Consider the following 14,890-nt stretch of genomic DNA (forward strand, 5'->3'; position numbering starts at 1 on the left):
CACTCGGTTCACCATGGTGCCCGCCCGGCGTTCCAGTGAGCCGACCGCTCGCAGGCGGGCCAGGAGGATCCTGATCGCGCTGTTCCTGGCCGCGGCCCTGAGCATCGTCGCGGTGTTCGTCGCCCTGACGAGCGGGAGCGGCAAGCCGGACCTGTCCGCGGTCACACCGAAGGGTCGCGACCTTTCGTACACCGCCGCGGTGAACTTCCTGGCCGGCCGGATGCAGGACGTGCCCCGCGCCGATTCCTTCGACCCGCAGGCGGCGTCCGTGGAGGGCCCCGACGGGACCTCGACCGCGCTCGACTACCGGGCGCTGAACTGGGTCGGATTCACTCCTCGGCATTTCGGGACGGAGGAGCTCGGCTTCACCGACTTCGAGATCCACCACTACCTCGTCGTGTTGAACGACCAGGCGGCGACGCAGAGTCCGTCCCCGGCTGCCGGCGGCAGGCCGAGCGCGACCCCGTCCGGTGGGGCGGCGGCGTCTCCGTCCGGTGGGGCGGCCGCGTCTCCGTCCGGTGGGGCGGCGGCGCCTCCGTCCGGTGGGGCGGCGGCGCCTCCGTCCGGTGGGGCGGCCGCGCCTCCGTCCGGCGCTGCTCCGCAGGCGGGTGCGACCGGCACGCCGTCTCCGGGCACGACGGCCGGCCCGCAGGGCAGCCCCTCGCCCGGTGTCAGTGAAACGCCGCCGATGAGTGCGCATGTGCTCCAACTGGACGTGCCGGTGCTGCTCGACCCTTCGGGCCCCCGCCTGGCGGCCTCGCCCGCCTTCTCGGTTTGGAAGAACGGCACGGGCAAGCCCAAGGGCACCGGCGACTACACCAATTACCGGCAGCTGACCACGGAAGTCAGCACCGAGTCCAAAAACCAGATTCTGCGATGGGCGGCGGCCTACGCCACGGGTGATTCGCCGGCACTGCTGGCCGTCACCGGTGACCAGGACCCCAAGCACCGCTACGAAGGCCTTTCGGGGTTCCGCCTGGCGGACTCCTCCCAGGCCGTGCAGATCCTTTCGGCGATCAAGACGCTCGACGACCAGCTCGTCGTCCGGGTGCGGATCATGCTTGCCAGAGCCGAACAACCCGGGACGGTCCCTCCAAAGAAGGGAAACGTCCAGCCATTCACTAATTTCGCCGATTTCGACCTGCTGGTGGGAGCCAGCGGGGCGCAGCCGCCGGTGCTCGCGTGGGGGCCTGCGGGTTCCGCAGCGGAACTGAACCCCTACAGCAACGCACTGAACAACTGACCGGGACCTCAAACCATGGAGGGAAATAGGATGTCAGTTCCTGGTTTTCACATACTCGCGGGACCGGAGCTCGGCCAGACCGGGGCCGACAGCTTCTTCAGCTCGCCCGCGGGCAAGGCGCTGGTCGCGATCTGCGGTGCGATCGCGGTCGTCATCGTCGTGTTCGGAGTCTTCCGGATGATCAACGGCATCGGCCGCGGACGTCCGGGCGAGGCTTTCAAGTCGCTCATCTTCGCTCTGCTCATCGGCGGGATGCTGTTCAACCTCGGCCTCACGGTCCAGGGGGTCAAAATGATGAGCAGCCTCGTCGGAAAGATCTTCACCAGCGTCGACCAGGTCGGCAACAGCGGCGGTTGATGCGGGTACCTCAGCGTAAGGAGTGAACGTGGCGGACCCGAGAGGGCCGGAGAGCAGACCCACGGACCTGGCCGGTGGCGGCTATGTCTTCCCCGCCGTGGTCCTGCTGGTGTTCGCGGTCATCCTGGCCGTGCTCATCCCGGCCCTCTGCGCCTGGCTGCTGCTCGTCGCGCTGCGCCGGTTCCTCGCCCGGCGCGACTGGATCATCGTCTCGCTGGCCGGCGTGGTGGGGTTCGCTCTGCGGGCCAAGGACAACGCCTACGCCTACGGCTACTGGCTGGCGAGCTTCGCCGACTTCGGCCCCGGACAGCCCGGGAAGGTGCCCGTCACCGTCCTGCTGTCGCTGACCGCGGTGCTGGCGGGCCTCTTCGGACTGATCGTCGGGAGGGCCCGGGGATCGGCGATCATGACGCTCTCGTCCTTCCTGCGCAAGAAGAAGAAGTTCGTCGACCTGTTCGACGGCACCTGGTTCCGGCAGAAGGAGCTGGTCGACGACCCGATCACCCCTCGGGACGGGCGACGGCAGATGCTGAAGAAGCGGGTGTCCATGCGGGTGACCGTGGCCGACATCCCGGCGGTGCACGGCCCGTACGCCACGGAGAAGGCCAGGAAGACGCCGATCAAGGCCAAGATGATCCCCCTCGGACTCGGGGGCAACGACCGTCCGGTGTGGCTGAGCACCCAGGAGATGGGCATGCACGGCGCCGTGGTCGGCTCCACCGGCAGCGGCAAGACCGTCACGCTGATGTGGATCATCGGGGCGGCGCTCGACATGGGCTTCGACGTCACCGTCCTCGACATGAAGGAGGACACCGAGCCGGGAGGCCTGCGCGACTTCCTGCGCGCCTACGCGCAGGCGCACCGGATGCCGATGCAGGAGATCGCGCTCGGCGACGAGCAGCCGGCCTTCTGGTTCAACGCCCTCGCGGGCATGTCCGCCGACGAGGCGTTCGACACCATCATGACGATGGTCGAGTTCGACGACGCGTACTGGCAGGCGCTGAACCGCAAGGTCCTCCAGCAGGTCGTCCAGATGCTCCACGAGGCCGCCGAGATCGCGCCGGACCGGTTCAATCCGCCCAACATGCTCGAGATCGGCAAGATCATGGAGCACGGCGAGAACATGAAGGGCGCCGTCAAGGAGCACGTCCTCGCGATCGACGGGGTCCGCGGCTTCGGCCACTGCACCGAGCGCTACACCAACGTACTGCGGCCGTCCCGCGACGAGGGGGTCTCCGCGGCCAGCTTCGGCACCAAGCTGACCGGCCTGTACGACTCCGGCGCGGGCCGCCGCATCCTGGTCCCCGGCGGGGAGCGGCAGATGATCGACGTCCGGCGCGAGGGGCTGACCTACATCGGCCTCAACTCCCTCGGCCAGCCCGACATGGCGAAGATCCTCTCCTCCTCGGCGCTGCAGCGGCTCTCGGTGTACGCCGCGCAGCGGATCCAGGGCCGCGCCCCCAAGGACCGGCCGCGGCTCATCGTGGTGGACGAGGCGAACTTCATCGACCGCGAGATCGCCATGAACATGCTGTCCAGGGTCCGGTCCGCGCTGTTCAACATGATCCTCTGCACCCAGGGTCCGACGGACTGGATCGACAAGGACGGCGACGACTGGTCGCGCCTCACCCAGAACATCAACTGGTTGATCGCCATGGCCCAGTCGTCCCCGGAGGCCGCGGAGAAGTGCGCGGACTTCCTCGGCATGCGCGACAACAACAAGTTCAGCGAGCGCGTCGGCCAGGACGGCCACACCCAGAACCTGCAGGCCATGGGGGAGGAGCAGTACATCGTCTTCCCGAAGGAGCTGCGCGCCCTCGGCACCGGCGAGGGGTACCTGCGGGTCAACAAGCCGGCCAGCCGCGTCGAGTACGTGATCATTCCGATGCGGAAGCAGGAGCTGGACCGGTACCGGCCGCCCGCTCCGCACGGCGAGCCGGTCACGCTGCCGCAGGGCGCCCCGCAGGGGACGAGGGGGCGGATGTGAGTCCGCCGCGGCGCCGCCCGGGGGACGAGGCCCGGCCGAAGGGGAAGGCGCGGCCGGACGATGAGGCGCGGACACGGCGGATCGACCCCCTCGCGGTCGCGCTGGAGGCCTCGATCATCCTGCTGCTCGGCTTCGTCCTCGCGGGCGTCTCGATCGGGCTGCTCATCGTCCAGGCGGGGGACGTGGTCACGTTCGACGCGGGTGACGTGGTCACCGCCGCCGCGGCGGGCGTCGTCGCCGCCGCGGTGGTCCGGCTGACCGTGCGGCTCCACCGGCGCTGGAAGAGGACGATCGGCCGGTTCACCGCCGCCGCCGCGCTGTGCGCCCTCGCCGCGGGCGCGGGCGCCCTCGCGGTGCTGGTGCCGGGCGAGTGCCCCGGGGGGCTCTTCAGCACGGGCCGGTGCGGGGTGCGCGAGGCCGCCGCCTGGGGACAGGTGGCGGGACTGGCCGCGGTGCTGAACTTCATGATCGCCGGGATGGCGCTCACGGTGTGGCGGCTCGTCCGCCGGCTCGCCCGGGAGGTCCGGGCCGTGGTCCGCGACGGGGCGGAACAGGGCGTCATCTGGTTCAGGGCGCTGAAGAACATCCGGGGGCGCCGGGCGGGCGCGCGCGAGGCGGGCGGGGAGGCGCGCGGCGCGCAGGACTCCAAGGGCCGTCCGACGCCGCGCCGCGCGGACGCCGAACGGGCGCGCCGCAAACGGCTCCGCGCGCGGGCCTGAGCCGCGGCCCCGGAGCGAGCGTCCAAGGGAGATCCATGTACGAGGTCGGAAGGGCCGGAGACTTCGTCTCCCGGCAGATGTGGCGCCACCGGGCCCGAGGGTCTCTCTACGCGGCCGGAGCCGCCACGGCGGCGCTCACGGCCGTGGGTGCCCTACTGGGGGCGCTGCTCCTGGACGGCGGTGCGCTGAGGGTGTCGGCGGCCGTCGCGGGGGTGGCCGCGGCGGCGGGCTGCGGGTACGCGTGGATCCGCGCGACGCGGTCACTGGGGCAGGCCCGGCGGTCGTCCGTGGGCGCGCGGTCCGAGCGCGAGGTGCGCACGGCCGTCCGGCGCACGGAATCGGTCGCGGCGGCCTACGGGCTCGTTCTCGGCTCCCGCGGCGGCGACTGCGACACGGTGGTCTTCACCCGCGGCTGCGGGGCCGCGGCCATCGAGGTGAAGACGGGGCACGGCCGGGTCTCCGCCGAGAACGGGACCATGCGGGTCGGCAACCGCGTGCTGCACGGCGACCCCGCCCGGCAGGCCGCGAACCAGGCGCGGAGGCTCTCCCGCAAGCTGGGCGGCAGGACGGTCCTGGCGGTCGTGTGCGTGCCGGGGATGCGTAACCGGCCGTTCACCACGGCCGCCGGCGTGTGGGTCTGCTCCGCACGGGACCTGCAAACGGTTCTGGATCGTGCCCCGCGCGTCTTCGGCGCGGCGGAGGAAGCGCGGGAGACGATGCGGAGCCTCTGGCAGGCGGCCCCGGCCTGACCGGCCGGTGCGGGACGCCGTCCGAGCCTCCCCGTGGGTGCGGGGGAGGGTCTACGGCATTTCCGGGCGCCACATGAGCGATGCGATGACCAGCAGGACGCCCATGCAGGTGATCAAGAAGGTGATCAGCGTGGGCATGAGATCGGAATCTCCGCGCCTCGGCAGCCGGCCGGCGAGCAAGCGCCGGGCCGGGCCTCCGGCGGACCGGGGTGCCTCCGGGGGGAGGTCGTCGTCGCCGTCCTCCTCGAAGAACCAGCCGTTCTCCGCGGTGCCGGGGGCGCCGTTCTGGCCGGGAGTCTGAGCCCAGCCCGCGGCGGGCTGGGGTTGGAGCGCGCCAGGGGCCTCGGGGAAGCCCTGGGGCGCCGCCGCGAGCGGCCCGCCGGGCGCGTTGGCGGGCCCGTAGCCGGCACCGGGGGCGGCGGCATGCGGGGCGCTCGCCGGGGCGCCGAACGGCGATCCCGGCGGCGTACCCGGCGGCGTACCCGGCGGCGTACCCGGCGGCATGCCGTGGCTCGGGGCGACGCCGGGGTTCGGAGCGGCGCCGGGGTTTGGAGCGGCGCCGGGGTTTGGAGCGACGCTGTGCTGCGGGGCGGCGCCGGGGTTGGGAGCGGCGCTGTGCTGCGGGGGGCTCTGCTGCGTGTTCGGCGGGAGGCTCTGCTGAGGATGCGGGGGGAGGCTCTGCGGCGGGCTTGGCGGGACGTTGTTCCGGGAGCGTGGCGGGACGTTCTGCTGGGAACGTGGCGGGGCGTTGTTCTGGGGGCTTGGGGAGACGTTCTGCTGGGAGCGCGGCGGCGTGCTGCGCGGGGGAGCCGGCGGGTTTGCCGACGGGTTTGCCGACGGGGCGGGGCGGGTGTTCCGCTGCCCGGAGGGGGTCTTGGGACCGGCGGCCTGCCCGCCGGTGCCGCCGGGTGCGGAGCCGGGCGCGCCGCCGCCGGGCGCGGTGTTGGGACCGCTCCAGGCTGCGCCGGCGCCCTCGGAAGGCGCCCCCGGGGCGGCGGCGCTCCAGGAGTCCCAGGTCCCGAGCGAGGCCCAGGGGTCGCTCTGGGCGGGGGCCGGGTTGCTCTGCGCGGGTGCCGGGTCACTCTGGGCGGGTGCCGGGTCGCTCCGCGGCGGCTCGGACCCGGGGACGGGCTTGCCCGCCGACGCGGGCGGTGCGGCGGCCGGCTCCTGGGCGGTGTCCGCGGTGTCATCGATGATGATCCACGCGGACGTCTCCCCGGGGCCGCCCGCGTGCTCCCGTCCGTCGTTCATCCTGCCCGTCCTTCGATCCTCCGGGCGCGCTCGGGTGTCTCGACCACGGGCTGGAGCAGCTTGGCCAGCGCCTTCTGCTGGATCTGCCGCACCCCTTCGCGGGACAGCCCGAGCCGTTCGCCGATGACGCGCAGCGCCTGCTCCGGCTCGCCGTCCAGGCCGAACCGGCGCGTCAGTACGTACCGTTCGCGGGGGTCGAGCAACGGCAAGCCGCGGCTGCTGAGGGCGCGCAGGTCGAAGCGGAGCAGCACCTCGTCCTCGATGCTCGGGGCCGCGTCGGGCAGCCGGTCCTCCCAGGCGACGTCGTCCTCGCCCGGACCGCCCGCGACCGTGTGCAGGCTGTCCAGCCGGGGGGCGTCGAGCACGCGGCGCACCTGCGCCTCGGTCACGCCGGCGCGGCGGGCGATGTCGGCGTGGTCGATCGGGGCGTCCGGCCCGGCCGCCTCCAGGAACGCCCGCTCGGCGGCCAGGATGGCCGGGCGCTTCTCGAAGTCCCCCGGATTGAGGTTGGGGTGGTCGGCGTCCCGCACCGCGCGCAGCACCTCCCGCTGGATCGGCTTGAACGCCCAGCTGGCGAAGGGGCCGCGGTTCGGGTCGTAGGAGGCGATCGCCCAGAGCAGTCCGACCTTGCCGGCGCTCTCGAAGTCCTCGATGTGCTCGCTGGACTTCGAGGTGAACATGGTCACGTACCTGCGCACGAGGCCGAAGTTCGCGATCATGATCTCGAGCGTGAGGTCGTCGAACTCGCGCTCGACCCGCCGCAGCACCAGTTCCGAGAGCATGTCGATCTCGCCCGTGTCGGCCCGCGCGCGCAGCGCGGCGAGCCGCTCCTGGAGCTCCTGGCGCCGGGCGAAGAGCTCGTCGTTGCGGGTACGGAACTCGTCGGCGGTGGGGCGCTCGCCGCGCCCCGGCTGCTCGCTGTCCATCCGTCTCCCTCGGCTAGTCGGGAATGCGAGGCTGGAGTTGTAGCTATGCACGTTCGATGCCGAACGGACCGGGAACGGTCGGAACTGAAACAGATCGTTGATACGTTCGCAGGCCGTTCGGACGGTCGCGAGGCTCCTGGTCGGCCGCTGAAAACGCGCGCTCGGACGTGTGCCGGCGCAAGATCGCAGTTGAGCGCTTCGCGGGGAGGGGCGCAACTGTCCGGAGAGGAATCGCCGCGACAAGTTCGTTGACAGAAAATTGACCTTCTATAGATCCGGCGTTGCCCTGCTGATGGTCGTTTGGTGTACATGCAGTGTGGGGACGGGGGGAACGCGGAACCAGTTCGCCGCGTCGGGTTGCGGATCCCGGAACGGACGGACTCTAGAGGGCAGGGGGTAGGCGCTTAGGCTGCGGTAGGAACAGGCGATGCCACGGGCGTCGTCTGCCAACGAAAGGAAGAGTGACGGTGCAAACGATCCTCAGCGATCTCGGTCTGGAGTCCCCGCTCGTCGGGACGACGGTGACCGCACACATCAGGTCGAGCGGACCGGACGGGTTCCGCTGCGCCGTCTATGACGTCGCGACCGGAGAGGCCCGCGACGCCCTGCTGCCGCGCGCCGACGCCTTCGACCTCCCGGAGGGGGCCGCCCCGCCCGAACTGGCGCCGGGCAGCAAGGTCATCGCGCTGGTCGTCGGCGTCGCCGCCGGCGCGGACCCGGGCTCCGAGCGGCTCATGCTCTCGGTCACGGCGCCCGAACTCGTCGAACGCCTGCTGGCGGGCTTCGTCGACGAACTGCTCAACGGCAAGGTCGTCATCAAGGCCATCGCCCGCGTCGCCGGGACCAAGACGAAGATCGCCGTGGCGCCGACCGTCACGGGCGTCGACGCGCGGGGAGCCTGCATCGGGCGCGGCGCGAGCCGGCTGAAGGGCGCCCAGAACCTGCTGAACCGCGGTTACGGCAGGGAGCGCCTGGAGATCATCGAGTACGCCAAGGACCCGGCCGCCTTCCTGGTCAACGCCATGAACCCGGTGCAGGTCACCGACGCGCTGGCGGAGCGGGGGAACGCGATCGTGGCCGTCGAGGAGCACCAGCTCTCCGGCGGCATCGGCGAGGGCGGCCTGAACGCCCAGCTCGCCGGGCGGCTGACCGGCCACTACGTCCGCGTCGTCAAGACCGGCACCGACCTTCGCGAGGCGCTCGACCAGCTCGTGGCCGACAAGGCCGCCGCGGAGAAGGCCTGAGGCGACCGCCGTGGTCCCGGTGGTCGTGCACGCCCGGGCGGGGGTCCCGCCCTGCGGCGTCGAGGATCTGAGCGGCCCGGCCGGGGGGACCCTGGACCGGGAGACGCTCGTCGCGGCCGGTCAGGCGCTGACCTGGCGGTCGGTCTTCACCAGCGGTTCGCTCACCGCGATCCCGCTGACCGCGGCGTCCGCGGTGATCATCGGGCACGACGCGGAGACGCCGCCGGAGCTCTGGCATGACAGGTTCACCCGGGGCTTCGCCCACCGGATGGCGGGCGAGCTCACCATCGCCTCGGTCACCGCGGGCCTGCTCGGCGAGACGGTCTCGGGGAACCGGGACGAGGACGCGAAACTGCTCGGGTCGGCGATCGACGGGCTCGCCCGGCTGCTCACCGACCTGGAGGAGGCGTGCTCACCCGGCGAGAAGGCGGACCGGATCGTGGCCGACACCGTCCGGACCCACTCCGCCCTGCTGGGCGTGCTCGCCCACCAGCAGGTCTCGGCGCGGGACCAGGGCGAGTTCACCGTCCACACGGTGCGTTCGGTCGCCCGGCACCTGACCCGGTCGGACCTGGAGCCGATGCGGGCCCGGATCGGGCTGCCGTGGCCGGCCCGCGTGACCAGCGGGGTCGGCGACCAGCTGGGCCTGGCCCGGTGGCGGGCCACGATGCAGTCCGACGGCGACCAGATGTGGTGCCGGCTCGAGGCGCAGAACGTCCTGGTCACCGAGCTGTGGCTGCGGAATCCTCCGGAGCCGCGGGAATGAGGTACCCGAAGCCCGTCCGGGTCACGATCACGCCGTCGCCGAGCTTGCGGCGCAGCCGGGACACGTGCTCGGCCAGCGTCCGGGAGACCCCCCGGTCGGTGCCCCACACGTGCAGCATGATCTCCTCCTTGGAGACCGCCCGGCCGCGGTTCACGGCGAGGAACTCCAGGACGGCGTACTCCATGGGGGCCAGCCGGACCTCCGCCCCCTCCCTGAACACCTGCCGGGCGGTGAAGTCGACCCGTACCGGCGGGATGTCGAGCAGATCACCGCGGGTCTCCCCGGCGTGCCGGGCGATGTTCCCCGCGCTGCGCCGCAGCAGCGCCTGGATCCGGGCGATCAGCACCTCCGGGTGGAAGGGCTTGACGACGTAGTCGTCCGCGCCCAGCCGCAGCCCGAGCGCCTGCTCGTGCGGCTCGGAGCGGGCGGTCAGCAGGATGATCGGCGTGGTGTTCCCCTGGTCGCGCAGCTGGTCGATCAGGGACAGCCCGTCGATGTCGGGGAGGTTGATGTCCAGCAGTGCGAGGTCGATGTCGCCGCGGCGCAGCGCCAGCCGTGCCAGCTCGCCGTTGGCCACCGACTCCACCTGGTAGTGGCGCTTGCGCAGCAGTCCCGACACGAGCTTGACGAGACGCGCATCATCATCTACCACCAGGATCCGCGCCATGGCGCCATGATAACGGGGGTGCGACAGCCATCCGGAGTGGCAGGAAACAGGTCGAGGCGCCGGCAGGGCGCCGTGTGCTGTACGGCGTGGTCGCGGCCGTCGTCGTCCTGAGCATCTTCGGGATGAGCGGTTCGCCGTACAACCGGGTCGGTCCCGGGCCGGCGATCCAGGTCGGCCGCCCGGAGGGCGGGTCCTGGTCGGTCCTGACGGCCCGCGTGCAGCGCAGCAACTGGTTCCAGTGGGGGAAGGCCGAACTCACCGGGGAACGCCTGGTCCGGGACGCGGGGCCGGGCCGCGGCGCCGCTCCGGCGCCGGGCGCCGACGCGATGGGCACCGCGCAGACGCACGCCGCGCTGGTCGCCGCCCAGCTCGCCGCCGGGCGGGCTCCGGTGAGCGCCGCCGGCCTGCAGGTGAGCGCGGTCGGCGGGGCGGCCGCCGGAAGCGGCCTGCGCCCCGGCGACGTCCTCCTGGCGGCGGGCACCGCCGACGGCCTGACCCCGCTGCGCGCACCGGCCGACCTGGAGACGGCGGTCGCCGGGCGCGCGACCGTGCACGTGCTCGTCGTCCCGCACATGTCCGGCGACGCGTGGGGGAGCGCCGAGGTCCGGCGGATCCCCGTCGGCCGGCTCGCCGGGACGGTGGCCGGCCCCACCGTCTCGGTCACCGCCTACCCCCTCGGTCCGGTGGAGGGGCCGTCGGCGGGGCTCATCCTGGCGCTGGCCCGCCTCGACGCGCTCACCCCGGGCGACCTGACCGGCGGGCGCCGCGTCGCCGGGACCGGCGCGATCGGACTCGGCGGGAAGGTGACCGGCGTCGGCGACATCCCCGAGAAGGTGCGCGCGGCGGTCGAGGCGCGCATGGACGTGTTCCTCGTGCCGATCTGGCAGCGGTCCGCCGCGGTCGCGGCGGCCGAGGGCACCCGCCTGCGGGTCGTGCCGGTCCGCACGGTGTCGGAGGCCGTCGAGCGGCTCTGCGCCGACGGAGGCCGCGCTCCGATCTGCTGACGCCCGGCCCGCCGGGACGGCGGAGGCGGGGCGCTCAGGGGCGGCGGAGGTGGGGCAGCAGCGCGGCGAGCACGCGCCGGTCGACGACCGGGTCGGTCTCCCCGAGCCAGGCCGCGATCCGCTCGCCGACCTGCTCCAGGGAACCCGCGAGCAGGTCGCCGTACTCGGGCTCGGGGAACCGCGCCTGGGACGACCGCGCGGGATCGTCCGGAAGCACGGCGACGAACCCGCGGACCCGCACGCGGCGCGGCACCGCCTTGCGGATCTCCTTCACCGCGTCGCCGATGCCGGTGTCGCCGCCGGGGAACGGGCGCCCGATGGTCGTGAGCGCGCCCCTGCCCGTCCAGGCGTAGGCCCCGGCGGGCCAGCGGCGGGCCATGACGACGGCGAGCCGGTCGCCCCGCAGCACGACGTGCTCGACATAGTGCGGAGCCTGCCCCGACGGTTGCGGCGGCGTGAGCGCGTGCACGATCCGGACGCCGTCGAGCCGCGCGAGCCCCTCCAGCCCCGCGGCGCTCTCCCGCGCCACCACCTGTCGTGCGAGGTCGTGGTCGAGCCCCGCGCCCGGCACATTGAAGATCTGGTAGTCGAGCGAGTCGGGGGGGATCAGCCGGTCCAGTTCGCGGCCCCTGCGGACGAGGTGCGGCGCCGCGGCCAGTCCCGCGCCTCCCGCCGCGAGGCCCAGCAGCGCGGCGCAGAACGTCCAGAGGGCGCCGCCGTCGGCCTCGACCGCGGCGAGCGCGGCGCCGCCGGCGAACGTCAGCACGCACACGACCCAGAGCCAGGACTGGGACCGCAGCGCGTGCTCCAGGGCGATGAGCGGCATCGCGACCACGGGGAAGGCCAGCAGGAGGAGGAACCCGACCGGAAGCCCCGCGGGCCACGACACGTACACCGCGCCCAGGAACACGACCGTCCAGACGGCGACGGCCGCCACCCCGTACCAGTGGGAGCCGAACCGGGGGCGGACGCGCAAGGCGGATCCGGGCGCGGGCGCCTGCGGTTTCGTGAAGGAGGGGCCGGGGGGCGGCGTGCCGGAGGGCCCCCCTGCCCTCGCGCCCTCCTGCCGCCCTCCGCTCTCCGGCCCTGGGCGCGCCCCAGACCCAGGTCCAGACCCCGGCCGCGGCCCAGGCCCAGGCCCCGGGCCCGCCCCGGGCCCCGGCCGCGGTCCGGTACCGGGGGCCGGGTCGGGCCGCGGCCGGGAGCGAGGCGGCTCGGGCGGGGCCGTCCGGCCGCCGGCGTCGTACGCCGCCCGGGACTGCGGGTCCTTCAGCGTGTCGTACGCCGTCTTGACCAGCCGGAACAGGCCGGAGGTGCCGCTGGCGTCGGGATGCACCGCGCGCATCGCCCGGCGGTACGCCCGCGTTATCTCCTCCGGTGTCGCGGTCCGCTCCACGCCGAGGAGCTCGTAGTAGTCCGGCTGATCGCTTCTCATCGCATCCCACTCGTCATCGGTCGTCCCTCCCGACCGTCCGCTGTTCACGCACCGCGGCTGGCCGGGAGCCGGCGGTGAAGCGAAGACGGGCGGGGAGGATGGCTCCTCCCCGCCCGGCTCGCTGGGTGCGCCTCGCAGCGCGTTCGGTCAGTTCCTCGCCGCGGGGACCGCCCAGAGGGTGATCAGCGTGGCGGCGAACGTGGCCACCCCCGCGATGGCGCAGGGGACGACGACCTGCCAGGTCGGGAACGTGGTCAGGACCATGGTGCTCAAGCCCAGCAGGCTGGCGGAGGCGGTGAAGAGGCCCCCGATCACCACGCCGAGCACGGGGTGGTGAAACCCGCGGCACCACGTCCGGCGCAGCGACTGGACCGCCTGCGCGGTCCCGACGTAGAGCAGGATCACGCAGACGACGAACGGGACGACCACCGCGTCGGACGCCCACAGCAGCAGGTAGCCGGCCAAGGTGGGGTAGAGCGCGAGACGGAAGATCTCCTTGCGGTAGTACGTCCAGCTCGCGAGGAGTTCGGTCTCCACGCCCCGCGGGACGTCCGCGTGCTCGCGGAGCCACGGGAGGCGCAGCACCCCCAGGAAGAGCAGGGCGGTGAGGCTGGTCGCCGCCGTGATCACGCCGATGGCGCTGTTCACACCCTGCGGGGTGTACCCCGAGGGGACGTGGAGCACGGTCGCCGCGACGAAGGTCCACGCCAGTGCGGCCAGCAGGACCCGGGCCCTGCGAGCCCTGGTTGATTTTGTTGTGGACATGGTTGTCCTCACTTTCGGTTGAGGCGGGATCTGCCGGTCCTGAGGACTCGGCAGGCAATGACGACCGTGCGAAGCGGGCGGGGAACGGCAACCGCCGCGGCGGGGGAGCCGGCTTCGCGGCCGGAAAGAGAAGTGCCCCGGCGGGAACGGCGTCAGCCGTCCCCACCGGGGCACCGGTGTGCTTACTCGCCGACCGTCACCTGCGTGCGGTCACCGAGTTCACGAGGCCCGCAGCAGCGACGAGATGTCGCTGATCCGCGAACCGTCGGGCAACTCCCCCTGGAATCCGGGGTCGTTGTAGTACAGCGCGGTGAGCCGCGCGCCCGAGCCGGGGTCGTCCTGCGTCATCGCGTGGATCGACTCGTAGGGGTAGACCGCCACGTTGTCGAAGGCCAGCCCCGGGTGAGCGACGCTCAGCTCCGAGGAGCCGCCGACGATGACCTTGGCCATCCTGTCGGCCTCGGCCTTGATCCGCCCCTCGCTCGCGTTCTCGACGCCGATCAGCAGGACACGCTTGCCGGACGGGTCCTTCGACATCGAGTGCTTGAGGACGGCGTGCACGTAGCCCCAGCTCGCGGCTTCGTGCACGTTCCTCGGGCGACCGGTGGTCCCCATCGCCCTCCAGGTCTCGTCCCCGTGCCGGATCTGCTGTTCGAACAGCGTCTCCAGACGGGGCGCGCGACCCCGGGTCTCCAGCTCCTCGCGGAGCAGGTCCCGGACGATGTCCAGGTCCTCCTCGTAGGGCAGGACCTTGATCCGGGCCCGCTGCTCCGTGGTGATCTTGCCGCGGAGCTCGTTGACGAGAGCCTCGCGGAGCATGCCCTCGGAGATGCCGGTCCGGCCGTCCCACAAGGAGATCAGGTCGAGGTACAGCCCGCTCGGGAGGTGCCCCTTCTGCGCTCCGGGCAGGAAGTACAGGTCGTACCCGGTGTTGGGGATGTTGAGCAGGATCTCGATCTCCAGCCGCGGGTTGGCGGCCAGGAGCGCGAGCACGAACAGGCCGATCGCACTGGCCTGGCGTGTGCCGCTCTCGATCTCGTACAGCGCCGGACCCATGGCCCAGTCGAAGCCCTGGACCGCGGAGGCCAGGTCGTCGGTCGTGGCCATGCTGAGGACCTGCTCGAACGGCCCGTCAGCGGTGTGCAGGGTGAGCCCCCACCCGTTGAGCAGGCAGGGCCCCGCCTTGAGCACGACCTTGTCGAACTCGGCCAGCGGGATGGTCTCGGGCTCCGCGCGCTTGCCGGCTTCGACCACCCGCCTGGGGAGGTCGCCGGCGAGGCCCCAGTACCCGACACGACCGTGCTGGGAGATCTCGGTGAAGACCCTGACCTCGTTCTCCAGGTGGTGGCAGATGGCGCTGTCCCCGGCGAGGGCCTGCGCCCCCATCCAGGACAGCCAGCGCTCGGCCTTGCCCTTCATCGAGCGCGCCGGCTTCCCGTACGGCTTCCGCGGGAGGTCGTCCAGACCCTCCACGTAGAACCGCCCGGGGGCGAACTCGACCGGCTGCCGCGCGCCCACCGGCACCTCCACGGGGGAGACCAGGGGAAGGGCACCCGGACGCTTCAGCGTCCGCCACCCCAGTTTTCGGTCTTCTGGCAACACGTGATCACTCCTCTGGTTTGTCCTCGTCCCGGTTGACCCGGGACGACGCGGCTTCGGGAACCGCTCGCGCGGCTGAGCCACGCAGAAGTGACCGTACGGGTTTCGCCCCTCCCGGCAACCGAAAAACCAGGCCCTCGTGCCGGTGGAGGCCTGTTCTCCCACCGGCCCCGGACAA

14 protein-coding genes and 1 pseudogene are annotated in these 14,890 nt (G+C 72.6%); 8 read left to right on the forward strand and 7 right to left on the reverse strand.

Annotation, left to right across the window (positions count from 1 at the left end):
* The first annotated feature begins 13 nt into the window (after positions 1-13).
* Genes BKA00_RS35395 through BKA00_RS35415 form a run of 5 tightly spaced genes read left to right on the forward strand, consistent with a single transcriptional unit; the run spans position 14 to position 5,055 of the window.
* Positions 14-1,243 (forward strand): hypothetical protein, encoded by a 1,230-nt coding sequence (locus BKA00_RS35395; RefSeq protein ID WP_185032514.1) that lies wholly within the window; start codon positions 14-16, stop codon positions 1,241-1,243.
* A 30-nt stretch (positions 1,244-1,273) separates the two neighbouring features.
* Positions 1,274-1,600, forward strand: coding sequence for a hypothetical protein (locus tag BKA00_RS35400; RefSeq protein ID WP_179843907.1), 327 nt, complete (start codon positions 1,274-1,276; stop codon positions 1,598-1,600).
* Positions 1,601-1,628: 28 nt separating this feature from the next.
* Positions 1,629-3,587 carry a type IV secretory system conjugative DNA transfer family protein gene (locus tag BKA00_RS35405; protein ID WP_185032516.1) on the forward strand — a complete coding sequence of 653 codons (1,959 nt, stop codon included), beginning with the start codon at positions 1,629-1,631 and terminating at the stop codon, positions 3,585-3,587.
* The gene (locus BKA00_RS35410; protein WP_185032518.1) at positions 3,584-4,306 is read left to right on the forward strand and encodes a hypothetical protein; all 723 of its coding nucleotides are present in this window, start codon (positions 3,584-3,586) and stop codon (positions 4,304-4,306) included. Before BKA00_RS35405 ends, BKA00_RS35410 begins: the two co-directional genes overlap by 4 nt.
* 35 nt (positions 4,307-4,341) lie before the next feature.
* Positions 4,342-5,055, forward strand: a complete 714-nt coding sequence (locus BKA00_RS35415; RefSeq protein WP_185032520.1) for an NERD domain-containing protein — start codon at positions 4,342-4,344, stop codon at positions 5,053-5,055.
* Positions 5,056-5,106: 51 nt separating this feature from the next.
* Here the strand turns inward: BKA00_RS35415 and BKA00_RS35420 are convergent, their stop codons facing one another.
* Together BKA00_RS35420 and BKA00_RS35425 are read right to left on the reverse strand one after the other, a co-directional pair.
* Complete coding sequence (locus BKA00_RS35420) at positions 5,107-6,306, reverse strand: hypothetical protein (protein ID WP_185032522.1); 1,200 nt, start codon at positions 6,304-6,306, stop codon at positions 5,107-5,109.
* Entirely contained in the window at positions 6,303-7,232 is a 930-nt protein-coding gene (locus BKA00_RS35425; RefSeq protein WP_185032525.1) for a sigma-70 family RNA polymerase sigma factor, read from the reverse strand. Before BKA00_RS35425 ends, BKA00_RS35420 begins: the two co-directional genes overlap by 4 nt.
* 461 nt (positions 7,233-7,693) lie before the next feature.
* Here BKA00_RS35425 and BKA00_RS35430 point away from each other — a divergent pair, with 461 nt between their 5' ends.
* Together BKA00_RS35430 and BKA00_RS35435 are read left to right on the forward strand one after the other, a co-directional pair.
* Complete coding sequence (locus tag BKA00_RS35430) at positions 7,694-8,476, forward strand: hypothetical protein (protein WP_185032527.1); 783 nt, start codon at positions 7,694-7,696, stop codon at positions 8,474-8,476.
* A 10-nt stretch (positions 8,477-8,486) separates the two neighbouring features.
* Positions 8,487-9,242: a hypothetical protein gene (locus BKA00_RS35435; RefSeq protein WP_185032529.1), complete on the forward strand. Its 756-nt coding sequence runs from the start codon at positions 8,487-8,489 to the stop codon at positions 9,240-9,242.
* Here BKA00_RS35435 and BKA00_RS35440 read toward each other — a convergent pair.
* On the reverse strand, positions 9,199-9,909 hold the full coding sequence (locus BKA00_RS35440) for a response regulator transcription factor (protein ID WP_185032531.1): 711 nt from the start codon (positions 9,907-9,909) through the stop codon (positions 9,199-9,201). The two genes, BKA00_RS35435 and BKA00_RS35440, sit on opposite strands and share 44 nt — an antisense overlap.
* 74 nt (positions 9,910-9,983) lie before the next feature.
* Here BKA00_RS35440 and BKA00_RS35445 point away from each other — a divergent pair, with 74 nt between their 5' ends.
* Positions 9,984-10,913, forward strand: coding sequence for a S16 family serine protease (locus BKA00_RS35445; protein WP_185032533.1), 930 nt, complete (start codon positions 9,984-9,986; stop codon positions 10,911-10,913).
* A gap of 34 nt (positions 10,914-10,947) precedes the next feature.
* On the opposite strand, the gene BKA00_RS35450 is transcribed toward BKA00_RS35445, so the two are convergent.
* The 4 genes and pseudogenes from BKA00_RS35450 to BKA00_RS35465 all read right to left on the reverse strand — a co-directional run bounded on the left by BKA00_RS35450 (position 10,948) and on the right by BKA00_RS35465 (position 14,715).
* Positions 10,948-11,889, reverse strand: coding sequence for a hypothetical protein (locus BKA00_RS35450; RefSeq protein ID WP_185035409.1), 942 nt, complete (start codon positions 11,887-11,889; stop codon positions 10,948-10,950).
* Between the two features lie 276 nt (positions 11,890-12,165).
* Positions 12,166-12,348, reverse strand: a pseudogene (locus BKA00_RS40735) (J domain-containing protein); the annotation flags it as partial.
* Positions 12,349-12,495: 147 nt separating this feature from the next.
* Positions 12,496-13,113, reverse strand: coding sequence for a hypothetical protein (locus BKA00_RS35460; RefSeq protein WP_185032535.1), 618 nt, complete (start codon positions 13,111-13,113; stop codon positions 12,496-12,498).
* Positions 13,114-13,332: 219 nt separating this feature from the next.
* A complete protein-coding gene (locus tag BKA00_RS35465) occupies positions 13,333-14,715 on the reverse strand; it encodes a hypothetical protein (protein WP_185032536.1) in 1,383 nt (460 codons plus the stop codon).
* Positions 14,716-14,890 lie beyond the last annotated feature (175 nt).

This window comes from Actinomadura coerulea, assembly GCF_014208105.1.
Lineage (GTDB): Bacteria > Actinomycetota > Actinomycetes > Streptosporangiales > Streptosporangiaceae > Spirillospora > Spirillospora coerulea.